Consider the following 23,617-nt stretch of genomic DNA (forward strand, 5'->3'; position numbering starts at 1 on the left):
CCTCAGACCTGCTCGAAGGCGCCGTGGCAGTGCTTGTATTTCTTGCCGGAGCCGCAGGGGCAGGTCTCGTTGCGCCCGACCTTGCCCCAGGTGGCTGGGTCATCCGGGTTGCGGTTTTCAGGAGAAACGATGACTTCCGATGCCTGGTAGATCGCCGGCGCGAAATCGTCCTCGCCGGTCGTCGGATCCAGGTGATGGGCCTGCATCAGCGGCGGTTCAGGCTCGGCAGGGGCCTGCTGCACCAGTTCGACGCGCATCAGCTGGGCAGTGACGGCCTCGCGCAGATTGTTGAGCAGCGCCGTGAAGAGCTCGAAGGCTTCCGACTTGTATTCCTGCAGCGGATCGCGCTGGGCATAGCCGCGGAAGCCGATGACGGAGCGCAGATGGTCGAGGTTGACGATGTGCTCGCGCCAGAGATGATCGAGCGTCTGCATGACGATCGAGCGTTCGACATAATGCATGATGTCGTCACCGAAACGCTCGGCCTTTTCCGTGAAGGCAGCATTGGTGGCTTCGGTCAGGCGCTCACGGATATCGTCTTCACCGATACCTTCTTCCTTCACCCAGTCCTCGATCGGCAGGTCCAGATTGAGAATGTTCAAAGCAGCGGTCTTCAGGCCGGCGGCATCCCATTGTTCGGCATAGGCGCGTTCGGGGATATGCTTTTCGACCATGTCCTCGATCACCTCACGGCGCATGTCGGAAACGGTCTCGGAAATATTGGTCGATTCCATCAGTTCGAGGCGCTGCTCGAAGATCACCTTGCGCTGATCGTTGAGAACATCGTCATACTTCAAGAGGTTCTTGCGGATGTCGAAGTTGCGGGCTTCGACCTTCTTCTGGGCGCGCTCCAGGGCCTTGTTGATCCAGGGATGGACGATCGCCTCACCCTCTTTGAGGCCGAGCTTGGTCAGCATGCTGTCCATGCGGTCGGAGCCGAAGATGCGCATCAGGTCGTCCTGAAGCGAGAGGTAGAACTTCGAGCGGCCGGGGTCGCCCTGACGGCCGGAACGGCCGCGCAGCTGGTTGTCGATGCGGCGGCTTTCATGGCGTTCGGTGGCGATGACGTAGAGGCCACCGGCTTCGAGCGCCTTCTGCTTGAGTTCCTTGATCTCCTCGATGATCGCCTGGATCCGGGCGTCACGCTCCGGACCGGCTTCGACTTCGCCGAGTTCGCGCTCGATGCGCATGTCGAGGTTGCCGCCGAGCTGGATGTCGGTGCCTCGGCCGGCCATGTTGGTGGCGATAGTGATGGCGCCCGGCACGCCGGCCTGGGCGACGATATAGGCTTCCTGCTCGTGGTAGCGGGCGTTCAGCACCTTGAATTCGTCGAAGCCCTGCTTGCGCAGGCGCTCGGCGAGCAGTTCCGATTTCTCGATCGAGGTGGTGCCGACCAACACCGGCTGGCCGCGCTTGTGGGCGTCGAGGATCTCCTCGATGATCGCCTTGAATTTCTCGTCGAAGGTCCGGTAGACCTCGTCGTCCTCGTCGAGGCGCTTGATCGGCAGGTTGGTCGGGACCTCGATGACGTCGAGATTGTAGATGTTGGCGAATTCTTCCGCTTCCGTCTGCGCCGTACCGGTCATGCCGGCGAGCTTGTCGTACATGCGGAAGTAGTTCTGGAAGGTGATCGAGGCCAGCGTCTGGTTTTCCGGCTGGATCTGCACCTTTTCCTTGGCTTCGAGCGCCTGGTGCTGGCCTTCCGAATAGCGGCGGCCCGGCATCATGCGGCCGGTGAACTCGTCGATGATGACGACTTCGTCGTTGCGGACGATATAGTCCTTGTCGCGCTGGAAGAGCTTGTGGGCCTTCAGCGCGTTGTTGACGTGGTGGACGATCGCGACGTTCTCGATGTCGTAGAGTGCGTTGCCCTTCAGGAGGCCGGCCTGGCGGAGCAGGTTTTCCAGCTTCTCTGTGCCCTCTTCGGAGAAGTTGGCGGAGCGCTGCTTCTCGTCGATCTCGTAATCGCTGGGCGACAGCAGCGGAATGAAGGCGTCGATCGTGTTATAGAGTTCGGAGCGGTCGTCGAGCGGACCGGAGATGATCAGCGGCGTGCGCGCCTCGTCGACGAGGATCGAGTCCACTTCGTCGACGATCGCGAAGTTGTGGCCGCGCTGGACCATCTGGTTCTTCTCGTACTTCATGTTATCGCGCAGATAATCGAAGCCGAGTTCGTTGTTGGTGGCGTAGGTGATGTCGCAGGCATAGGCCGCGTGGCGTTCCTCGTCGGAAAGGCCGTGGACGATGACGCCGGTGGTCATGCCGAGGAAGCCGTAGACGCGGCCCATGGTGGCGGCATCGCGCTGGGCGAGGTAATCGTTGACGGTGACGACGTGCACGCCCTTGCCGGAAAGCGCGTTCAGATAAACCGGCAGGGTGGCGACGAGGGTCTTGCCTTCGCCGGTCTTCATCTCGGCGATCGCATTCGAATGCAGGATCATGCCGCCGACCAGCTGTACGTCAAAAGGTCGCAGGCCGAGAACGCGGCGCGAGGCTTCGCGCACGACGGCAAAGGCCGGGATCAGAATGTCGTCGAGCGTCTTGCCCTCGGCGAGCAGGGCGCGAAACTCCGCGGTCTTTGCCGCCAGCTGCTCGTCCGTCAGGGCCTTCGTCTTCTCTTCGATAGAGTTGATGGCAGTGACGTTCGGCTGGTAAGACCGCACGCGGCGGTCGTTGGAAGACCCAAATAACTTGCGGGCTATACCGCCAAAGCTGACCATATGACTGGCCCTTTCTCAATATTCATCCCCGGCGTTGCTTGTCCGCGGCCCAGCCGAAAATCAGGCGCGCGCCTTAAAACGCCCGGAAACTGTTCTGGACGCGAGGTTGCGTGACAGATAAGAGGGGGGTCGAATGATGTCAACGGATTTGGCGGATACAGAAAGGCCACAATCCGGTGTTGATGGCTATTTTGGGCTGGATTCAGGGGATGCTGAAACCGGCGATGTAACTGTGAAGGGTATTTCATGTTGAGCACCAACAAACTTGCCGTTCTGGCGTTTGCAACTTTTGTTGCGCTCCAGGCCCCGGCCTATGCCGATGACGCCGTCATCGCCAAGGTCGGCACCCTGGAGATCCACCAGTCGGAACTCGACCTCGCCGTCGCCAATCTCGACCCGCAGTTGGCGCAGCTTCCCGATGACCAGAAGAAGGTCGCAGCCCTTTCCGCCGCCATCGACGTGAAGCTGCTCGCCGCCGACGCTGCCACCGAGAAGCTCGATCAGACCGACGAATTCAAGAAGCGCATGCAGTATCTCTCCGACCGCGAGTTGCACAATGCCTATTTCAAGAAACATGTCGTCGACATCGTGACGCCTGAAGAAGTCAAGGCCCGCTACGACAAGGAAGTCGCCGCCCTGCCGAAGCAGGAGGAAGTCCACGCCCGTCATATCCTCGTCAAGACTGAAGACGAAGCCAAGGACATCATCAAGCAGCTCGACGCCGGCAAGGATTTCGCCGAACTCGCCAAGGAAAAGTCCACCGATCCGAACAAGTCGGAAGGCGGCGATCTCGGCTATTTCTCGCGCGGCCGCATGGTCAAGGAATTCGAAGACGCAGCCTTTGCGCTTGAGAAGGGCACCTATTCCAAGACGCCGGTTAAGACCGATTTCGGCTTCCACGTCATCAAGGTCGAGGATAAGCGCGACGCTCCGCCGCCGCCCTTCGAGCAGGTGCAGGATCAGGTTCGTCAGCTCGTCATGCGCGACAAGTATCTTGCGCTTCTGAACCAGGCAAAGACGTCCGCCAAGATCGAGATCACGGACGAGACGCTGCGCAAGGGTTACGACCAGGCCAACAAGCAGCCGGAGCCGGGCAGCGAGCCCGGCGCCCCGGCGCCGAAGCAGTAGTATTCGCATCAGGGCCCGGTTCTTCCGGGCCCTTCACTATCGTCGTTGTTGTCGCATTTCCCGATGGCGAGCCGGTTCCATTTTTCGCCTGGAAATGCCCATTGGCAGGTCTCATCATGTCCGGTTCCGTCTCTCCGCTCGCTCCGAAATCCTTCGTCTCGATGCCGCCGTTGCGCGGCGTACGCATGGCGACCGCGTCCGCCGGCATCAAGTACAAGAACCGTACCGACGTGTTGATGATGGTCTTCGACAGGCCGGCGGCAGTTGCGGGTGTCTTCACCCGCTCGAAGTGCCCGTCGGCGCCGGTCGATTTCTGCCGGGCCAATCTCCCCCATGGCAGTGCCCGCGCCGTCGTCGTCAACTCGGGCAATGCCAATGCTTTCACCGGCCTGAAGGGCCGCCAGGCGACCGCACTGACGGCGAAGTCGGCTGCCGCTGCCGTCGGCTGCGCCGAAAACGAAGTCTATCTGGCCTCGACCGGCGTCATCGGCGAGCCGCTCGATGCCACCAAATTCGCAGGCGTCCTCGACCGGATGCAGGTCGAAGCGACCGGCGATTTCTGGTTCGAGGCCGCCAAGGCGATCATGACGACCGACACCTACCCAAAGGTTTCGACCCGCAGCGCCGAGATCGGCGGCGTGACTGTCACGATCAACGGTATCGCCAAGGGCGCCGGCATGATCGCGCCTGATATGGCGACGATGCTTTCCTTCGTCGTCACCGATGCCGACATTGCGCCTGCCGCGCTGCAGACGCTTCTGTCCGATGGCGTCGGCCCGACCTTCAATTCCATGACCGTCGACAGCGACACCTCCACGTCCGACACGCTGATGCTGTTTGCAACGGGTGCCGCGGCCGAGGACGGCCAGGCCCACATCGAACGCGCCGACGACCCGCGCCTTGCCGCCTTCCGGGCCGCACTCAACGAAGTGCTGAAGGATCTGTCGCTGCAGGTGGTGCGGGACGGTGAGGGTGCCACCAAGATGCTCGAAATCACCGTGACGGGTGCCGAGAGCGATGCCGCCGCCAAGCGCATCGCGCTGTCGATCGCCAATTCGCCGCTGGTCAAGACCGCGGCCGCCGGCGAAGACGCCAATTGGGGCCGTATCGTCATGGCCGTCGGCAAATCCGGCGAGATGGCCGACCGTGACCGGCTCGCCATCTGGTTCGGCGACATCAGGGTCGCCGTCAATGGCGAGCGTGATCCCGATTACTCCGAGGCGGCGACCTCGGACGTCATGAAGGCGCAGGATATCCCCGTCAAAGTCGATATCGGGCTCGGCACTGGTTCGGCAACGGTCTGGACCTGCGACCTCACCAAGGAATATGTTGCGATCAATGGCGACTATCGGAGCTGATCGTTCATTGGCGCAGGCATCCATTTCCTCACACAATCTGCCGCTGGTGCGCAGGCTGGAGGCCGTCGGTTTCCGCGCCTGGCCGGCGGCATCCGTGCAATATGACGGCAGCTGGCAGGTGCGGCTGACGGCCGGCCACCCGTCCAACCGGCTGAACTCGATCGTGCCGCTCGATCCCTCGGATCATCGCGACGTCGAAATCCGCCTGGAAAAGGCGAGCCGGAAGTTCGAAGCTTATGGTCGCGCCGCCGTGGTCCGCCAGACGCCGCTTGCCTCGCCGGTGCTGATCGAACTTCTCCGCGCGCAGAACTGGACGCGCTTCGACGATACGGTGGTGATGACCTGCGACCTTGCCGAGGCGGAGCTGCCGGATACGCTTGATCACCTGCCGACCCATGATGTCGGCCGCTTCGTTGACGCCAACCTTGCCGTCGACCAGGCGCCGCTGACGCTGAAGCCGGCGCTTGCCGAGATCATTTCGGCGATCAAGCCGCCATCCGGCCTGTTCATGATCGAGAACGCGGTGGACGGCCCGCTTGCGACCGTGCTCTGCGTCCAGGACAACGACCTCGCCGGCATCATGTCGCTTTCGGTCTCCGAGGCGCGGCGGCGCGAGGGGCTCGGCACCGAAATCCTGACCTCGGCGCTGCGCTGGGCGCGCATGCGCAGCGCCCGTTCGGCCTGGCTGCAGGTGAAGCTGTCCAACCGTCCGGCCATCGCACTCTATGAGCGCCTCGGTTTTCGCGACGCCTATCATTATTGCTATTGGCAGCAGGAGCCGCGATGAGCGAGGCGGGCCGGAAGATATTGCTGGTCGCCGCCTGTGCGCTGATCGATGCCGATGGGCGTATCCTGTTGGCACAGCGCCCCGAGGGAAAGTCGCTCGCCGGGTTGTGGGAGTTTCCCGGCGGTAAGGTCGAACCGGGTGAGACGCCCGAGGAAACATTGGTGCGCGAGCTCGAGGAAGAGCTTGGCATCCACACCAAGATCGCCTGCCTCGCGCCGCTGACCTTTGCCAGCCACTCCTACGAGACCTTCCATCTTTTGATGCCGCTTTATATCTGCCGGCGCTATGAGGGCATTCCCCAGGGCCGCGAGGGCCAGGCGCTGAAATGGGTGCGCCCGCAGGCGCTGCGCGATTATCCGATGCCGCCGGCCGACGAGCCGCTCATCCCGATGTTGCAGGATTTACTTTAGCATTATCTGATTATTATTGTGCCACACCGTTTTCGGCTGTGGATATTAATGGATCGTTTAACACCTTCTGCCAAAGATCGGCCTCAATCAAGCATCTGGCGTGCGTGTATTAAAAAGGCTTGACGTCATGGACGATGATTTCTGGAAAGCTGTCCGGGAAAAGGAACGGGCCTCGTCTGCCTCGCGCAGGACGGGTGCGCTGAATATCGCCCTCCTGTTCGGCACGGCGGTGGTCGCGCTGACGCTGATCCTGACGCCGATGCTTGCGGATTCCTCGAAGAAAAGCGTCTTTGCCAGTGCTCCGGCGGATTTCGATACGATCACGACAGGATCGATCCCCAAGAGCGAAAGCGGCAAGCGTTATACGATCCGCCGCAGCGTCCTCCAGGATACGCCCGGCTCGGTCTGCGTCGTCCAGGGCTACGGCGTCGGCGCCGGTTGCTGAAGAATACCGGCCGTCGTCCCGATGGTCGTGGAATTGGTCGTTTGTTGTCGGTTTCTCGCAGCGGTGGGGTCATGCGTCTTTTGAAAGCATTTGTTGCAGATACCAGAGGTGCGACGGCGATCGAGTATGGCCTGGTCGCCGCCCTCATTGGCGGCGCTCTCGTTTCGGCTCTTGGAATCTTCTCCGGCGCCCTGCACGACGTCTTCAACGTGGTCAACAACAATCTGACCGTGAATTGAAGAAGCAGCCAGCTGCTACTGTCTGAGCTTGTGCTCGTCCACCTTCAGCGCGTCGGCAAGGCGCGCCTTGGCCGAGCCCGGCCTGAGCGGCTTTTGCTGGCTCTCGTGCGGCGCCCATCCCGAGACATAGATGATGGAGAAGGTCGCGCGGATGCGTCCGTCGGGATCGGCATAGCGTTCGGCATAGATCTCCGCTGCGCGCAGGAAGAAAGCACGCGTCAGCGGTATCCGGCCACGGGCTGCGAGCGGATTGCTCATGCCCATCGCTCTTAGATCCCGCATCAACGGAAAAAGCGAATCATAACGCACGGTATAGTTTTCCGCGTCGATCACCGGCAGCGTGAAGCCGGCGCGCTGCATGAGGCTGCCGACATCGCGCACATCGGCGAAGGGAATGACGCGCGGGCTTGCGCCGCCTGTCATCTCGACCTCGGCAGCCAGCAGCACCTCGCGCAGTTCCTGCAGGGTGCCGGCGCCGGGGATCGCGGCCAGGAAAAGGCCGTCCGGCTTCAGGGCGCGGCGGATCTGGATGAAGACACCCGGCGTATCGTTGGTCAGATGCAGGCTGAGCGGCGCAAGGATGAGATTGGCTGATTGCGGTTCGAGCGGCACGTCCTCGAGCGGCGCCTCGATCAAGGTTTCGCCCGGCCGGACATAGGCCTTCTCGCTTTCGACGCGGATCATCGTGCCGATCTTGCCCGTCGCCAGCGCGGCACGGGCGGCAGCACCGGTTGCGCCATGCAGTTCGACGGCGGTATCGAAAGTCCGCTCGACCACGGAAAGCCTTTCGCCCATTTCCTCCGCGGCAATGTCAAGCAGGAAGGCGGCTTTCGGGTCGTTGTTTGCAAGCGCGCGATGGCGATGTGCGGCGACCAGGGCTCTGTCAAAGATCGTTTCCATGACGATGTCCTTAGTCCCGCGCCGCCTGTGCGGCAAGACGATTTTCCTTTCGCTAAGAACACGCTAGTCTCGACGGCATGGGGCCAATCGATTTCGAAAGACCGGCAGAATTCTTGCGGGCGCATCTCTTGCGGCCGTTCTCGGTGCTTGCCGATTTTTTCTATCCGCCCGCCTGCTCCGTCTGCGGTATTTCCACAGGCGGCCATCGCGGCCTCTGCGCAAAATGCTGGTCCGGCATCCGCTTCATTGAACGGCCCTATTGCGAGGTGCTCGGCATTCCCTTCTCGCACGATCTCGGCGTCGGCATCCTCAGCGCCGAGGCGATCGCCAACCCGCCGCCCTTCGACCGGTTGCGGTCGGCTGCGACCCACGACCATGCCGTCCGCGATCTTGTTCATGGGCTCAAGTATCGCGATCGCACCGATCTAGCGCCGATGATGGCCGCCTGGATGCTGCGCGCTTCTGACGGGACGGTCGAAAGCTGCGATGCGCTGATCCCGGTGCCGCTACACCGTAGCCGCATGCTGGCGCGCAAGTTTAACCAGGCAGCCGAGCTTGCCCGCCATATGGCAAGGCTCTCGGACAAGCCGCTGCTTGCCGCCACGCTTATGCGCGTCAAGCGCACCAGCCAGCAGGTCGGTCTTGGCGCCAAGGCGCGCGAAGACAATGTCAGGGGCGCTTTTGCGATCGCCAAGGGTTGCGAAAACGACATTTTCGGCAAGCGCATCGTCCTCGTCGACGACGTCTATACAACAGGGGCGACGGTCGCTGCAGCAAGCCGGACACTGCGCAAGGCGGGTGCGACCGACATAACGGTTTTGACCTTTGCAAGGGCTCTCTCCGAACCTATATGACAGAAATACTCGGCATCGGTCTGGAGAGATTATGGTACCCGTCACAATCTATACACGGCAGTTTTGCGGCTATTGCACCCGCGCCAAGTCCCTTCTCGAAGAAAAGGGTGTCGAATATGTCGAGCACGATGCCACCTACTCGCCGGATCTTCGCCAGGAGATGATCGGCAAGTCGAACGGGCGTACCACTTTTCCGCAGATCTTCATCGGCGCCGATCATGTCGGCGGTTGTGACGATCTCTTTGCGCTCGATCGGGCCGGCAAGCTCGATCCGATGCTGGCAGCCTGAGGAAGAACCGATGAGCTTCAAGGCCGCTGCCGTCCAGATGTGTTCCGGGGTCGATCCGGTGAAGAATGCCGCCGCCATGGCGCGGCTGGTGCGCGAGGCCGCTGGCCAGGGCGCGACCTATGTGCAGACGCCGGAGATGACCGGCATGCTGCAGCGCGACCGCGCGGCGGCGCGCGCCGTGCTCGCCGACGAGACCCATGACATCATCGTCAAGACCGGCTCGGAGCTCGCCAGGGAACTCGGCATCCACATGCATGTCGGCTCGACGGCGATCGCCCTTGCCGACGGCAAGATCGCCAATCGCGGTTTCCTGTTCGGTCCCGACGGCAGAATTCTCAATCGCTACGACAAGATCCATATGTTCGACGTCGACCTCGACAATGGCGAGAGCTGGCGTGAAAGTGCCGCCTATACAGCCGGCTCGGAGGCCCGCGTCCTGTCGCTGCCCTTTGCCGAAATGGGCTTTGCGATCTGCTACGACGTGCGGTTTCCCGCACTCTTCCGCGCTCAGGCGGTTGCCGGCGCCGAGGTGATGACAGTTCCTGCCGCCTTCACCAAGCAGACCGGCGAGGCGCATTGGGAGATCCTGCTCAGGGCTCGCGCAATCGAGAACGGTGTCTTCGTCATCGCCGCCGCGCAGGCCGGCCGGCACGAGGACGGCCGCGAAACCTTCGGCCATTCGATGATCATCGACCCCTGGGGCACGGTGCTGGCGTCGGCCGGCGCCACCGGCGAGGCGGTCATCGTCGCTGAGATCGATCCGAGTGCGGTCAAGGCTGCGCATGACAAGATCCCGAACCTGAGGAATGGGCGGGAATTCTCGGTCGAGAAGGTTGCGGGGGCAATCGCCGGAGGCGTCGCCGCTTGATCCGCTATTCGCTCACCTGTGACAATGCCCATGAATTCGAAGGCTGGTTTTCCGAAAGCGCCGATTTCGACCGCCAAGTCGCGACGGGTTTCCTCACCTGCCCGGTCTGCCATTCCGCCGCCGTGTCCAAGCTGCTGATGGCGCCTTCGGTATCAACGGCGCGGAAGAAGGACGAGAGGCAGACGCTGGCGATGGATGCCATGCGCCAGGAGGCCATGCAAAAGCTGAAAGAGGCCGTTGCGGCGGTCAAGGCCAATTCCGAGGACGTCGGCACGCAGTTTCCCGAGGAGGCCCGCAAGATTCACTACGGCGAGGCGGACGCCCGCGGCATCATCGGCCAGGCGACGGTCGATGAAGCACAGGCGCTTCTCGAAGAGGGCATTGAGATCGCCGCCATTCCCGTCTTGCCGGAAGACGTGAACTGACATGCAGTCCGAGCGTCTGGCTTCTGCAGTTTCGGCCTGCATGTCGCACTGTTAAAAGTTAGCCGAATTATTGATGGTCGGAGCTATGCAGGCCGCTTTGCCAGCAGCATATAGTTCACGTCCATATCCTTGGACAGGTTCCACTGGTTCGACAGCGGATTGAAGAAGACGCCGGTGCGGTCGGTGATCTCAAGGCCGCTCGCCACCAGCGGCTTTTCCAGCTCTTCCGGGCGTACCAGTTTTTCATACTGATGCGTTCCGCGCGGCAGCCAGCGCAGAATGTTCTCGGCGGCGAAGATGGCAAGCGCTGCCGCTTTCATCGTGCGGTTGATGGTGGCAACGAAGATCAGGCCGCCGGGGCGGACCATTTTTGCGCAGGTCGTCATGAAGAATTCGACATCGGCGACGTGCTCCACCACTTCCATGTTCAAGACGATATCGAAGGTCTCGCCAGCGTCCGCGAGTTCCTCGGCGGAGACGGCGCGATAGTCGACCGAAACGCCGGAGGCCTTCGCGTGGGTGGAGGCGATGCCGATATTCTTCTCGGACGGATCGGCGCCGACGACGGAGGCGCCCATGCGGGCGACGGGTTCGGACAACAGGCCGCCGCCGCAGCCGATATCGAGCACGCGCAGGCCCTCGAGCGGGCGGGCGCTTTTCGGATCACGGCCGAAATTCTCGCAGGCCTTGTCACGGATATAGGCGAGCCGGACGGGATTGAACTTGTGCAGCGGCTTGAATTTGCCGGTCGGGCTCCACCATTCCGCCGCCATCGCCGAGAAGCGGTCCACTTCGCCCTGGTCGATCGTGCTTCTGGCGGTTTCCGTCATCGTCCACTCCTTGCGTTCTGACATGTGAAGTCGGATGATCGAGGGGATAAGTCAAGGGGCGCAGATCAGGGGATTGGCGAGCGCGGACCCGCTCGCCAATAGCTTTTATCGCGTGCGCTTGCCTCCCCCCGCCAAACTCGCTAAGAGACGCCGCAACTTGGGGCCTTTGGGGCCTGGGCTTTTAGAGCGGTTCCAGAAGTTGGCAATCCGGTTCTTTGGCCCAAGCGGTCTGCCCCAGAGCTTTCGTGATGCCGGGTCCGGTTTTCCGCTTTCCCGGCGCCAGTCGTGGTAGAGGCATATGGCACGCATCGTAATGAAATTCGGCGGCACGTCCGTCGCTGACCTGGACCGCATCAAGAACGTTGCCCGCCACGTAAAACGCGAAGTCGATGCCGGGCACGAGGTGGCGGTGGTCGTCTCGGCCATGTCCGGCAAAACCAATGAACTGGTTGGCTGGGTCCAGGGCACGCCGAAGGTGATCGGCGCCAATTCTCCGTTTTACGATGCGCGGGAATATGATGCGGTGGTCGCATCCGGCGAGCAAGTGACATCCGGGCTGCTGGCAATCGCATTGCAGGCGATGGATATCAATGCGCGTTCCTGGCAGGGATGGCAGATCCCGATCCGCACCGACAACGCGCATGGCGCGGCGCGGATCATGGAGATTGACGGCTCCGACATCGTCAAGCGGATGGGCGAGGGGCAGGTCGCCGTCATCTCCGGCTTCCAGGGGTTGGGACCCGACAACCGTATCGCGACGCTCGGGCGCGGCGGATCGGACACTTCGGCCGTCGCAATCGCGGCAGCCGTCAAGGCAGACCGCTGCGATATCTACACTGATGTCGACGGCGTCTACACCACCGACCCGCGCATCGTGCCGAAGGCGCGCAGGCTGAAAAAGATCGCCTTCGAGGAAATGCTGGAAATGGCCTCGCTCGGCGCCAAGGTACTGCAGGTGCGCTCGGTCGAGCTTGCCATGGTACACAAGGTGCGCACCTTCGTGCGCTCATCATTCGAAGATCCCGATGCTCCGGGCATGGGCGATCTGCTGAACCCGCCCGGAACGCTGATTTGTGACGAGGATGAAATCGTGGAACAGGAAGTAGTCACCGGCATCGCCTATGCCAAGGATGAGGCTCAGATCTCGCTTCGCCGTCTTGCCGACCGGCCGGGCGTTTCCGCGGCGATCTTCGGGCCGCTCGCCGAATCCCATATCAATGTCGACATGATCGTCCAGAATATTTCCGAGGACGGGTCGAAGACCGACATGACCTTCACCGTACCGTCGGGCGACGTCGAGAAGGCGATCAAGGTGCTCGGCGACCATAAGGAGAAGATCGGCTACGATGTCGTGCAGAACGAATCGGGGCTGGTGAAAGTATCGGTCATCGGCATCGGCATGCGCAGCCATGCGGGCGTTGCCGCTACCGCATTTCGTGCACTTGCCGAAAAAGGCATCAACATCAAGGCGATCACCACCTCCGAGATCAAGATTTCCATCCTGATCGACGGTCCCTATGCAGAACTCGCTGTCAGGACTTTGCATTCCTGCTACGGTCTGGATAAGAATTGATTCCCAGCGGGCGGCCTGCCCCTTCAGGTTGAGGAGATGAGGCTGGCCCGCCGGGACCAAGTGCGTTGTTTCGGGAGCTTGAGACGCCATGAGAGACCTTTCCGGCGGTCCGCGCGTGCTGCTCAGGCGGCTGCGCGAGTTGATGGCGGAGCCGCTGGAGCCGCAGGAGCGTCTTGACCGGATCGTTCGCCAGATCGCCGGCAACATGGTGGCGGAGGTTTGCTCCGTCTATGTGCTGCGCGCCGACGGCGTACTCGAACTCTATGCGACCGAAGGCCTCAACCGCGAGGCTGTGCACCTGGCGCAATTGAAGATGGGGCAAGGCCTGGTCGGCACCATCGCGGCCTCGGCCCAGCCGCTCAACCTTTCCGACGCGCAGTCGCATCCTGCCTTCCGCTACCTGCCGGAAACGGGCGAAGAAATCTACCATTCCTTCCTCGGCGTGCCGATCCTCAGGACCGGGCGCTCACTCGGCGTTCTCGTCGTGCAGAACAAGGCGAGCCGCAACTATCGCGAGGAAGAGCTGGAAGCGCTCGAGACGACGGCGATGGTGCTGGCAGAGATGATCGCCACCGGCGAGCTCAAGAAGATCACCAAGCCGGGCCTCGAACTCGACCTGACGCGTTCGGTCACCGTCGACGGCGATACTTATAATGACGGCATCGGCCTCGGTTACGTCGTACTGCATGAGCCCCGCATCGTCGTCACCAACTTGCTGAACGAGGATGCCGAGAAGGAAATCCGGCGGCTGGCCGAAGCCATGGGCTCGCTCAGGATTTCGATCGACGACATGCTGTCGCGTCGCGACGTGTCGATGGAGGGCGAACACCGCGAGGTGCTCGAAACCTATCGTATGTTTGCGCATGACCAGGGCTGGGTGCGCAAGCTCGAGGAGGCAATCCGCAACGGCCTGACGGCGGAAGCAGCAGTCGAGAAAGTGCAGAGCGACACCAAGGCGCGGATGATGCGGTTGACCGACCCTTATCTGCGCGAACGCATGCATGATTTCGAGGATCTGGCGAACCGGCTGCTCAGACAGTTGACGGGTTATACCGGCCGGACGACCGGGGAAGGTTTCCCCAGCGATGCGATCGTCCTGGCGCGCGCCATGGGAGCGGCCGAACTGCTCGATTATCCGCGTGCCAATGTGCGCGGGCTGGTGCTGGAAGAAGGGGCGGTAACGAGCCATGTGGTGATCGTTGCGCGGGCCATGGGCATTCCGGTCATCGGTCAGGCAGCTGGCGTGGTGGCGCTCGCCGAGAACGGCGATGCTGTGATCATCGACGCCGACGAGGGACATGTGCATCTGCGGCCGATGGCCGATCACCGGCGCTCCTACGAGGAAAAGGTTCGCTTCCGCGCCAGACGGCAGGAGCAGTTCCGCGCGCTGCGCGCCGTCGAGCCGGTGACCAAGGATGGGCAGCGGATCGCGCTGATGATGAATGCCGGCCTGCTGGTCGACCTGCCGCAGCTTTCGGAATCGGGTGCCGAGGGGATCGGCCTGTTCCGCACCGAGCTGCAGTTCATGATCGCCTCCACCATGCCGAAGGCGGAGGAGCAGGAGCAGTTCTATCGCAATGTGATAAAGCAGGCGGCGGGCCGCACCGTCACCTTCCGTACGCTCGACATCGGCGGCGACAAGGTCGTGCCGTATTTCCGCGGCCATGAAGAAGAGAATCCGGCACTCGGCTGGCGCGCCATCCGGCTGTCGCTCGACCGGCCGGGACTGTTGCGCACCCAGCTGCGCGCCCTGCTGAAGGCATCGGCCGACACCGAGCTGAAGCTGATGGTGCCGATGGTGACCGAGGTTTCCGAGCTGAAGATGGTGCGCGAGCTCTTGCAGAAGGAAGTGCAGCACCTCTCGCGCTTCGGCCACGGGCTGCCGCGCAAGCTGCAATTCGGGGCGATGCTGGAGGTGCCGGCACTGCTTTGGCAACTCGACGAACTAATGGAGGCGGTCGATTTCGTCTCGGTCGGTTCGAACGATCTCTTCCAGTTCTCGATGGCGGTCGATCGCGGCAATGCACGGGTCTCGGACCGCTTCGATCCACTGGGCAAGCCGTTCTTGCGCATCCTGCGCGATATCGTGCGCGGGGCGGAGCGGAACAAGACGCCGGTGACGCTCTGTGGCGAGCTCGCCAGCAAACCGATCTCGGCGATGGCGCTGCTCGGTATCGGCTTCCGCTCGATCTCGATGTCGCCGGCCTCGATCGGACCGGTGAAGGCGATGCTGCTCGGGCTCGATGTCGGGGCACTGACGAAGGCGATGGACGAGGTGCTGGACGATCACCACGCCTTGATGCCGATGCGCGAGGTGCTTGCCCGCTTCGCCGAGAGCCACAATATTCCCCTTTAGACAGAGATTAAGAAGAATCGGAGTGAAGGGTGGCGAAGCTTCCCGTTGAAAAGATGCGCGAGCTGGAACGTCGTTTCGGCGAGATCGAGGCGCGCATGTCGGCTGGCCCGGCTGCCGATGTCTATGTGAAGCTCGCATCCGAATATTCCGAGCTGCAGCCTGTCGTGACGAAGATCCGCGTCTATGAGAAGGCGGTCGCCGAGCTTGCCGATCTCGAAACGCTGCTCGAGGACAGGTCGGTCGACCGCGAGATGCGCGACCTCGCCGAGCTCGAGCTGCCCGAGGTGAAGGAACAGATCGAGTCGCTCGAGCAGGAGATGCAGATCCTGCTTCTGCCGAAGGACGCAGCCGACGAAAAGAGCGCGATCCTCGAAATCCGCGCCGGCACCGGCGGCTCTGAAGCTGCTCTTTTCGCCGGCGATCTCTTTCGCATGTATGAGCGCTTTGCGGCGGAAAAGGGCTGGAAGGTGGAGGTGCTCTCGGCAAGCGAGGGCGAAGCCGGCGGCTACAAGGAAATCATCGCGACGATCACCGGCAGGGGGGTCTTTGCCAAGCTGAAATTCGAATCCGGCGTGCATCGCGTGCAACGTGTGCCGGAAACCGAGGCGGGCGGGCGTATCCATACGTCGGCGGCGACGGTTGCGGTGCTGCCGGAGGCCGAGGAGATCGACATCGAGATCCGGGCTGAAGATATCCGCATCGATACGATGCGCTCTTCGGGTGCGGGTGGCCAGCACGTCAATACGACGGACTCGGCGGTGCGCATCACCCATCTGCCGAGCGGCATCGTCGTCACCAGCTCGGAAAAATCGCAACACCAAAATCGCGCCAAGGCGATGCAGGTGCTGCGCTCCAGGCTCTACGATGCCGAGCGGCAGAGAGCCGACAGCGAGCGCTCTGCCGATCGCAAAAGCCAGGTTGGCTCCGGCGACCGCTCGGAGCGTATCCGCACCTATAATTTCCCGCAGGGGCGGGTAACGGACCATCGCATCAATCTGACGCTCTATAAGCTCGACCGGATGATGGAAGGCGAGATCGAGGAGGTCGTCGACGCGCTGATGGCCGATTACCAGGCCAGCCAGCTGGCGCAGCTCGGCGAGCAACAATGAGCTCGACGGTCGCCGATATGCTTGCCGAAGCGCGCCGTCGCTTCACCGAAGCAGGTATCGTCGACCCGGCGACCGATGCGCGGCTGCTTGTCGCGGGTCTTCTGAAATTGTCGTCGACCGAGCTGTTGACGCGATCGGCCGAGAGGCTTTCTGCCGAGCAGGCCGAAGTGATTTTCAAGGCGCTGGAGCGGCGGCTCGGTCATGAGCCGGTGCATCGCATTCTCGGCGAGCGGGAATTCTACGGCCTGCCGCTTCGGCTTTCGGCGGAAACGCTAGAACCGCGGCCGGATACGGAAATCCTGGTCGATACGGTTCTCGTCTATCTCAAAGACCTTGCAAAGACGCAAAACCGTCTCCATATCCTTGACATGGGAACCGGGACAGGGGCGATATGCCTTGCGCTTTTGAGCGAATGTCCTGATGCGTCAGGTGTCGGCAGCGACATATCGGCGGATGCACTTTTGACGGCAAGATCGAATGCAGAAAGAAACGGGTTGCAGGATCGTTTTGAGGCCGTACAGTCGAATTGGTTCGAGAAGATCCAGGGATCCTTTCACGCGATTGTCTCAAATCCGCCCTATATTGCTTCCAATGTCATTGACGATCTCGCTCCCGAAGTGACGAAATTTGATCCGGCTGCGGCTCTGGATGGCGGCCCGGATGGGCTTGACGCTTACAAAGCCATAGCCAAGGATGCGGCAAGGTTCATCAGGCCCGATGGGGTCGTCGGACTGGAGATCGGCTACGATCAGCGAAACGACGTGACGGCGATCTTTGAAGCGAAAGGCTTCAGGTGCCTCAAATCCGTGAAAGATTATGGTCAGAACGACAGGGTGCTCGTGTTTGCGCTCGCGTGAAAGACGATAATGCGGCATTGAACAGGACATTATTGTTATTGCGAAGAAAAGGCTTGGATTTCCCGGTGAAGCAATATAGGTTGCGGTCACGTGTTGGGCAGATAGGAATGAACGAGATTCGTTCGGTACTTGGTTTGCCTCGGGGGTCCGCTCTTTTAAACGAGAGTTTCAACGGTTGAACACGACCCAATGCGTGAATCAGTCAAACTGACTTGAGAACCAAGCGGCAGGTCGGCGCAAAGGCGCAGTATGCTCGCGGCACAAAGGTCCTGACCCGGTTTTCCGGTCATGGCGGTTGGTGCCATGTATCCATCACAAACAGAGAATTCAGGTGAACGATCTATGAGGCCAGGACAGCAGAACAAGCGCGGTCGAGGGCGTGGTAACAATAACAACGGCGGCGGTGGCGGCGGTGGAAATAACAATAACAACAATTTCAACCGCAAGGGCGGCAATCCGCTGACCCGGTCCTATGACAGTTCCGGCCCCGATGTGAAGATTCGCGGTACGGCGCAGCACATCGCCGAAAAATACGCGCAGCTCGCCCGCGACGCCCAAAGCTCCGGCGACCGCGTGATGGCCGAGAACTATCTCCAGCACGCTGAACATTACAATCGTATCATTGCCAGCGCCCAGGCGCAGATGCAGGAACGTTTCCAGCGCGACGACCGCGGCGAGTACAATGATCGCGACGGTGCGGACCGCGACGGCGACGATATGGACAACAATGAGAATGAGAATGACAATGACGGCGACGATGTCGTTATCGTCCAGCCGCCGCAGAGCAGGCCGCACCAGCAGCAGAGCAGACAGCACCAGCCGCAGGCACAGCCGAAGCCGGTAGCCGCTCAGACGCCTGCACCGGCACCCCAGTCCGAACTGATCGATGGAACCGGCCCACAGCCGGAGATCGAAGGCATTCCGGCCGAAGTCGCCATGGACGAGGAAGGTGCCGGCGGCCAGCCACGTGAACGCCAGCCCCGCCGCCGCAGCACCGGCAGCCGTCCCCGTCGCCCCCGCCGCGGTGCTGAGGGCGAAGAAGCCGCTGCTGAAGGCGAGGGCGCCTCTGCCGAGGCGCCAGTGCTGGCTGACGTCGCATCGGAATGAGGATCTCGCTTCCCCTTCAGGGGAGAGCGTGAAGTTCATGCCGTCTACTCGAATTAGCTTGAAAATCCCCGGCCTTGTGCCGGGGATTTTCGTTTTACGGGCTCTTTAAACTCGCAGAACAGGCTACCATATTCTCTCCGAACTGCTTCGCCCGAATCCCATACGGGCAAAGCGCGACCTGCCTTTTCAGGGGGTCGATCTCAATCATCGGTCTGCGCCTCTTCAGGGCAGGGCGATCCATGGAGGTAGAATATGAATATCGAGAAATATTCGGAGCGGGTGCGCGGTTTCATCCAGTCCGCCCAGACCTATGCGCTGGCACAGGGTCACCAGCAATTTACGCCCGAACATGTGCTGAAAGTCCTGCTCGACGACGATCAGGGCATGGCGGCGTCGCTGATCGAGCGCGCCGGCGGCGATGCCAAGGCCGCCCGTCTTGCCAATGACGCAGCTCTCGCCAAGTTGCCGAAGATCTCCGGCGGCAACGGCAACATCTATCTGGCACAACCGCTCGCCAAGGTCCTTTCGACCGCCGAAGAGGCGGCGAAAAAGGCCGGCGACAGCTTTGTCACGGTGGAGCGTCTGCTGCAGGCACTGGCGATCGAATCCTCCACCTCGACCTTTTCGACGCTGAAGAATTCAGGCGTGACGGCCCAGGGCCTCAACCAGGTCATCAATGACATCCGCAAGGGCCGGACGGCGGATTCCTCCAATGCCGAGCAGGGTTTCGACTCGCTGAAGAAGTTCGCACGCGATCTCACCGCCGAAGCCCGCGAGGGCAAGCTCGACCCGGTGATCGGCCGCGACGACGAAATCCGCCGCACCATCCAGGTGCTTTCGCGCCGCACCAAGAACAATCCTGTGCTGATCGGCGAACCCGGCGTCGGCAAGACGGCGATCGTCGAGGGCCTGGCGCTGCGCATCGTCAACGGTGACGTGCCGGAATCGCTCAAGGACAAGAAACTGATGGCGCTCGACATGGGCGCGCTGATTGCCGGTGCGAAATACCGCGGCGAATTCGAGGAGCGGCTGAAGGCCGTGCTCAATGAAGTCCAGGCGGAAAACGGCGAGATCATCCTGTTCATCGATGAGATGCACACGCTGGTCGGCGCCGGCAAGGCGGATGGGGCGATGGATGCCTCCAACCTCCTGAAGCCCGCCCTTGCCCGCGGCGAGCTGCATTGTGTCGGTGCGACCACGCTCGATGAATATCGCAAACATGTCGAGAAGGATCCGGCCCTTGCCCGCCGCTTCCAGCCCGTCGTCGTCGACGAACCGACGGTCGAAGATACGATCTCGATCCTGCGCGGCCTGAAGGAAAAATACGAGCAGCATCACAAGGTGCGCATCGCCGATGCGGCGCTGGTCGCGGCTGCGACGCTTTCCAACCGCTATATCACCGACCGTTTCCTGCCCGACAAGGCGATCGACCTGATGGACGAGGCGGCGGCGCGGTTGCGCATGCAGGTGGATTCCAAACCGGAAGAGCTCGACGAACTCGACCGCCGCATCATGCAGCTGAAGATCGAGCGCGAAGCGCTGAAAAAAGAAACGGACGTCGCGTCCGCCGACCGTCTGAAGCGGCTTGAAACCGAAGTGACCGATCTCGAGGAACAGGCCGATGCGCTGACGGCCCGCTGGCAGGCGGAAAAGCAGAAACTCGGCCTTGCCGCCGATCTCAAGAAGCAGCTCGATGATGCCCGCAACGAACTGGCGATCGCCCAGCGCAAAGGCGAATTCCAGCGTGCCGGCGAGCTGACCTACGGCGTCATTCCCGATCTCGAAAAGCAGCTCGTCGATGCCGAGAAGCAGGATGGCGATCGCGGCGCGATGGTGCAGGAGGTGGTCACCCCCGACAATATCGCCCATGTCGTTTCCCGCTGGACCGGCATTCCGGTCGACAGGATGCTGGAGGGCGAACGCGACAAGCTGCTCCGGATGGAAGATGAGCTGGCGAAATCGGTGATCGGCCAGGGCGATGCGGTTCAGGCCGTGTCGCGCGCCGTTCGCCGCGCGCGCGCCGGCCTGCAGGATCCGAACCGGCCGATCGGCTCGTTCATCTTCCTTGGCCCGACCGGCGTCGGCAAGACGGAACTCACCAAGGCGCTCGCCCGCTTCCTCTTCGACGACGAAACGGCGATGGTGCGCATGGACATGTCTGAATATATGGAGAAGCACTCCGTTGCCCGGCTGATCGGTGCGCCTCCCGGCTATGTCGGTTATGATGAAGGCGGAGCGCTGACGGAAGCCGTGCGCCGCAGGCCCTATCAGGTCGTGCTGTTCGACGAGATCGAAAAGGCGCATCCCGACGTCTTCAACATATTGCTGCAGGTGCTGGACGACGGACGTCTGACGGACGGCCAGGGCCGGACGGTCGATTTCCGCAACACGATGATCATCATGACCTCGAACCTCGGCGCCGAATATCTGACGCAACTGAGGGACGGCGACGACAGCGACACGGTTCGCGAGCAGGTGATGGAGGTCGTGCGCGGCCATTTCCGGCCGGAATTCCTGAACCGCATCGACGAGATCATCCTCTTCCATCGCCTGAAGCGCGAGGAGATGGGCGCGATCGTCGATATCCAGCTGAAGCGGCTGGTGGCTCTGCTGTCCGAGCGCAAGATCGTCATCGATCTCGACGAGGAAGCCCGCCACTGGCTGGCGAACAAGGGTTACGATCCGGTCTACGGCGCAAGGCCGCTGAAGCGGGTGATCCAGAAGTTCTTGCAGGATCCGCTGGCCGAGCAGATCCTGTCCGGCCAGGTGCCGGATGGATCAACGGTGACGGTGACGAGCGGTTCGGACCGGCTGCAGTTCAGCACGAGGCAGACGGTGAGCGAAGCGGCGTGAATCCAGTTTGCCGGATGAATGAGAAATGGCGGCTTCGGCCGCCATTTTTCGTTAGGCGGGAGTACCGACCGGCGGGTCATTGTCGGTTTAATGGAAATTACTTGCTCGCCACCTGGTCTGGCGTCTGGTTGTTCAGCAGCGTATCGATGCGCTTGCGCTCGTCTTCGAATTTCGCCAGCGCCTCGCCCTGCAGCGATTTTCCGCCCGGAAGGCGAATGCGCAGTGGATCGACCTTGGTGCCGTTGACGATCAGCTCGTAATGCAAGTGCGGGCCGGTGGATTCGCCCGTCGTGCCGACCCAACCGATCACCTGGCCCTGGCGGATCTTGGCACCGGGGACGACGCCCTTGGCAATGGCGCTCTGGTGATTGTAGGAGGATTCATAGCCGTTGGCATGGCGCACGATCGTCTGGTTGCCATAACCGCCGGAATCCCAGCCGGCTTTTTCAACCGTGCCGTTGCCGGCGGCGATGATCGCCGTACCGCGGGGTGCAGCCCAATCGACGCCGGTGTGCATGCGGGCGAAACCGAGGATCGGGTGGCGGCGCATGCCGAAGCCCGATTTGAAGATGCCATTCGGCACCGGATTGCGCAGCAGGAACTGGCGGATGCTCTTGCCGTTCTCGTCGAAATAATCGACCGTGCCGTCGTCGGGATCCTGGAAGCGGTAGAAGCGTGTCTGCGTATCGCCGAAACGGGCGTTGACATAGAGGAGTTCGGAATCTTCGGTCGCTTGACCGGCGCTGTCGGCAACGGAGAAAAAGGCCTCGAGACTGTCGGTCGGCCTCAGCTGCGCCTGGAAATCGACATTGCTGGCGAGCAGCTTGATGATCAGCGCCGTCATATCCTTGGTCATGCCGTAGGAAAGGGCAGCACGATAGATGCCGTCATAGACGCGCGGCAGGTTCTGGCCGGGGGGCGGTGCGAAGGAATTGTCATCGAAGGCGGTGGCGATCGCATCCAACATCGGCGGCTCGCTGCCGGGCACATATCTGCCCTTGTCGTCAACGGCCACGGTGACGAGATGGCGCGTGCCGCGATAGACGCTGGCTCGAATGATCTTTGCCTGTTCGCCCTTCTGAATGATGCCGATGCGCAGCACGTCACCCTTGTCGAGATCACCAGAACCCAGTTGCTGTGCGATATAGCCGGCAATGCCATCGGCATATTGCTGCGGATAGCCTGAATCCGTCAACGCCTTGGCGATCGGCGTGTCGACACGCACTGGCAGGATGTCGTCGGCGAATTCTTCGGTTTGCGGCGTGATCGATTCCGATGCGGAGACCGTCATGTTCTGTTCGAGCACGCGGGCGGACAGACCGGCGGTCAGATCGACATCGGCGTCCTCGTTGGAGAAACGACGCGGATCGACGTAATAAAGGGCTGCGAGCTGAGTGTTGCCGTCGGTCAGCACCGAGCCGTTGGAGCGCACATTCTCTTCGACCTCCTCGAGCGACAGGCCGGACGCCATCTGCATGCTGGTCTTGCCGGTCGGGAAGGGAATGGTCTTCAGGCTGACTTCGGATTCGACGTCGGAGCCGTAAAGCGCGCCTGTGCGGCTTTGCGGTGCGGGCTGCGGCTCGTCGGCGGAAAAGATCGCCAGAGGATCGAAGTCGGGATAGTCCTCCGTCGCCACATGGTTGGCGGCCAGCGTCATCTTCACATGGGCGAAGGGCTGGCGGCGCACGACTTCCTTTTCGCCGTCATGGACGACGGTGGACACTTCCATGATGGCACGGTCGGACGGTTTTGCGGCGATGGCCGGCGCGATCAGCCGGCCACCGCGGACCACTGTCGTATCCTCATGCGCGTCTGCCGCGACGCTCGCATAGGCTTCGGCGGGGATCGCCAGTTGCTGGCGGCCGTCAAGGGCGGCAAAAAGGGCGACACCCATCAGGACGGATGATGTAATGCCGGTGAGGAACGTGCCCGAGAGCCAGCGCAAGGAAACCTCGCGGCGGTCGGGTGCGCGCCTGCCGTCGGCCAGAAGCGGAGGCTCGTTGCCCAACGAGCGGATCATCATTTTCTCCGTCATCATGGCAGTCGGGTCCGCGTCCTTACATCAGGCGTCTGTGGGAGCATTTATCGGCCATCCTGGCTGGGGCGAAAGATGTGCATATTTTGGGCATGGAAGTCAAATCACTCAGGAAAAGGCAGTCTGCCTGCATTTGCCTGTGTGAATCATGTGTCTCTTAAGACCAGCAGATTGTGATGATGTCGGGGCGCAGAAGACAAAAGAGCGTTCTTTCCACGAAAAGTCGAAAGACATTCATCTTTCCTGGCCATGTAAGGCCGGTCGGAATCCGGGAAAGGACCGCTTTGAGTGTCGCCCGAAATTTTGCCTGGAAAAACAATGGCCTGAAAGAAAAATCAAATTTTTCAAAAAGCGCTGTTGACTGTCTACAGGGGTTAGTTCTATAAGCCCCCTCACTGAACGAGGGCGGCGGCGCTGCTGGCGACGAAGTCTTTCGTTCTGGTGAAACTCAAGCGGATTGGCGGATGCTGGTTT

The 23,617-nt window shown here is 61.6% G+C and carries 21 protein-coding genes; 16 read left to right on the forward strand and 5 right to left on the reverse strand.

Annotated elements, in window-relative coordinates; translation table 11 throughout:
- Positions 1 to 2 precede the first annotated feature (2 nt).
- Entirely contained in the window at positions 3 to 2,720 is a 2,718-nt protein-coding gene (gene secA / locus OIU37_RS26960) for a preprotein translocase subunit SecA (RefSeq protein ID WP_264259210.1), read from the reverse strand.
- A 246-nt stretch (positions 2,721 to 2,966) separates the two neighbouring features.
- Here secA and OIU37_RS26965 point away from each other — a divergent pair, with 246 nt between their 5' ends.
- The 6 genes from OIU37_RS26965 to OIU37_RS26990 all read left to right on the forward strand — a co-directional run bounded on the left by OIU37_RS26965 (position 2,967) and on the right by OIU37_RS26990 (position 7,087).
- Positions 2,967 to 3,848: a peptidylprolyl isomerase gene (locus OIU37_RS26965; RefSeq protein WP_182211676.1), complete on the forward strand. Its 882-nt coding sequence runs from the start codon at positions 2,967 to 2,969 to the stop codon at positions 3,846 to 3,848.
- 116 nt (positions 3,849 to 3,964) lie between these two features.
- A complete protein-coding gene (gene argJ, locus OIU37_RS26970) occupies positions 3,965 to 5,206 on the forward strand; it encodes a bifunctional glutamate N-acetyltransferase/amino-acid acetyltransferase ArgJ (RefSeq protein WP_264259223.1) in 1,242 nt (413 codons plus the stop codon).
- The gene (locus OIU37_RS26975) at positions 5,187 to 5,993 is read left to right on the forward strand and encodes an N-acetyltransferase (protein ID WP_264259211.1); all 807 of its coding nucleotides are present in this window, start codon (positions 5,187 to 5,189) and stop codon (positions 5,991 to 5,993) included. The genes argJ and OIU37_RS26975 overlap by 20 nt, the downstream gene beginning before the upstream one ends.
- Positions 5,990 to 6,403: an 8-oxo-dGTP diphosphatase MutT gene (gene mutT, locus OIU37_RS26980; protein WP_011653687.1), complete on the forward strand. Its 414-nt coding sequence runs from the start codon at positions 5,990 to 5,992 to the stop codon at positions 6,401 to 6,403. Before OIU37_RS26975 ends, mutT begins: the two co-directional genes overlap by 4 nt.
- Positions 6,404 to 6,530: 127 nt before the next feature.
- Positions 6,531 to 6,848 (forward strand): hypothetical protein, encoded by a 318-nt coding sequence (locus tag OIU37_RS26985; protein ID WP_003543245.1) that lies wholly within the window; start codon positions 6,531 to 6,533, stop codon positions 6,846 to 6,848.
- A 71-nt stretch (positions 6,849 to 6,919) separates the two neighbouring features.
- Complete coding sequence (locus tag OIU37_RS26990) at positions 6,920 to 7,087, forward strand: Flp family type IVb pilin (protein ID WP_171604737.1); 168 nt, start codon at positions 6,920 to 6,922, stop codon at positions 7,085 to 7,087.
- 15 nt (positions 7,088 to 7,102) lie between these two features.
- Here OIU37_RS26990 and OIU37_RS26995 read toward each other — a convergent pair whose 3' ends face one another.
- Entirely contained in the window at positions 7,103 to 7,987 is an 885-nt protein-coding gene (locus OIU37_RS26995) for a methyltransferase domain-containing protein (protein WP_180696669.1), read from the reverse strand.
- A 77-nt stretch (positions 7,988 to 8,064) separates the two neighbouring features.
- Between OIU37_RS26995 and OIU37_RS27000 the strand changes: the two genes are divergently transcribed.
- From OIU37_RS27000 to OIU37_RS27015, 4 genes are read left to right on the forward strand one after another with little or no spacing between them, the layout of a single operon-like run.
- Complete coding sequence (locus OIU37_RS27000) at positions 8,065 to 8,841, forward strand: ComF family protein (protein ID WP_171604715.1); 777 nt, start codon at positions 8,065 to 8,067, stop codon at positions 8,839 to 8,841.
- Between the two features lie 31 nt (positions 8,842 to 8,872).
- A complete protein-coding gene (grxC, locus tag OIU37_RS27005) occupies positions 8,873 to 9,130 on the forward strand; it encodes a glutaredoxin 3 (RefSeq protein ID WP_171604716.1) in 258 nt (85 codons plus the stop codon).
- 10 nt (positions 9,131 to 9,140) lie between these two features.
- Positions 9,141 to 9,998, forward strand: coding sequence for a carbon-nitrogen hydrolase family protein (locus OIU37_RS27010; RefSeq protein WP_264259212.1), 858 nt, complete (start codon positions 9,141 to 9,143; stop codon positions 9,996 to 9,998).
- A complete protein-coding gene (locus OIU37_RS27015) occupies positions 9,995 to 10,423 on the forward strand; it encodes a DUF1178 family protein (RefSeq protein ID WP_171604718.1) in 429 nt (142 codons plus the stop codon). Before OIU37_RS27010 ends, OIU37_RS27015 begins: the two co-directional genes overlap by 4 nt.
- A gap of 83 nt (positions 10,424 to 10,506) precedes the next feature.
- Here the strand turns inward: OIU37_RS27015 and ubiG are convergent, their stop codons facing one another.
- A complete protein-coding gene (gene ubiG / locus OIU37_RS27020) occupies positions 10,507 to 11,253 on the reverse strand; it encodes a bifunctional 2-polyprenyl-6-hydroxyphenol methylase/3-demethylubiquinol 3-O-methyltransferase UbiG (protein WP_264259213.1) in 747 nt (248 codons plus the stop codon).
- Between the two features lie 298 nt (positions 11,254 to 11,551).
- Here ubiG and OIU37_RS27025 point away from each other — a divergent pair, with 298 nt between their 5' ends.
- The 6 genes from OIU37_RS27025 to clpB all read left to right on the forward strand — a co-directional run bounded on the left by OIU37_RS27025 (position 11,552) and on the right by clpB (position 21,108).
- Positions 11,552 to 12,826, forward strand: a complete 1,275-nt coding sequence (locus OIU37_RS27025; protein ID WP_011653679.1) for an aspartate kinase — start codon at positions 11,552 to 11,554, stop codon at positions 12,824 to 12,826.
- Between the two features lie 88 nt (positions 12,827 to 12,914).
- Entirely contained in the window at positions 12,915 to 15,182 is a 2,268-nt protein-coding gene (gene ptsP / locus OIU37_RS27030) for a phosphoenolpyruvate--protein phosphotransferase (RefSeq protein WP_171604720.1), read from the forward strand.
- Positions 15,183 to 15,211: 29 nt separating this feature from the next.
- A complete protein-coding gene (prfA, locus tag OIU37_RS27035) occupies positions 15,212 to 16,291 on the forward strand; it encodes a peptide chain release factor 1 (protein WP_222374476.1) in 1,080 nt (359 codons plus the stop codon).
- Positions 16,288 to 17,148: a peptide chain release factor N(5)-glutamine methyltransferase gene (prmC, locus tag OIU37_RS27040; protein WP_264259214.1), complete on the forward strand. Its 861-nt coding sequence runs from the start codon at positions 16,288 to 16,290 to the stop codon at positions 17,146 to 17,148. Before prfA ends, prmC begins: the two co-directional genes overlap by 4 nt.
- A gap of 342 nt (positions 17,149 to 17,490) precedes the next feature.
- Complete coding sequence (locus OIU37_RS27045) at positions 17,491 to 18,255, forward strand: DUF4167 domain-containing protein (protein ID WP_180696664.1); 765 nt, start codon at positions 17,491 to 17,493, stop codon at positions 18,253 to 18,255.
- 252 nt (positions 18,256 to 18,507) lie between these two features.
- Positions 18,508 to 21,108, forward strand: a complete 2,601-nt coding sequence (gene clpB, locus OIU37_RS27050; protein ID WP_264259215.1) for an ATP-dependent chaperone ClpB — start codon at positions 18,508 to 18,510, stop codon at positions 21,106 to 21,108.
- Between the two features lie 97 nt (positions 21,109 to 21,205).
- Here clpB and OIU37_RS27055 read toward each other — a convergent pair whose 3' ends face one another.
- Together OIU37_RS27055 and OIU37_RS27060 are read right to left on the reverse strand one after the other, a co-directional pair.
- The gene (locus OIU37_RS27055; RefSeq protein ID WP_033182109.1) at positions 21,206 to 23,146 is read right to left on the reverse strand and encodes a M23 family metallopeptidase; all 1,941 of its coding nucleotides are present in this window, start codon (positions 23,144 to 23,146) and stop codon (positions 21,206 to 21,208) included.
- A 231-nt stretch (positions 23,147 to 23,377) separates the two neighbouring features.
- Positions 23,378 to 23,617, reverse strand: a 240-nt coding sequence (locus OIU37_RS27060) for a hypothetical protein (protein WP_264259216.1), incomplete at its 5' end; no start/stop codon positions are given.

This window comes from Rhizobium sp. BT-226 (assembly GCF_025847085.2).
GTDB lineage: Bacteria > Pseudomonadota > Alphaproteobacteria > Rhizobiales > Rhizobiaceae > Rhizobium > Rhizobium sophorae.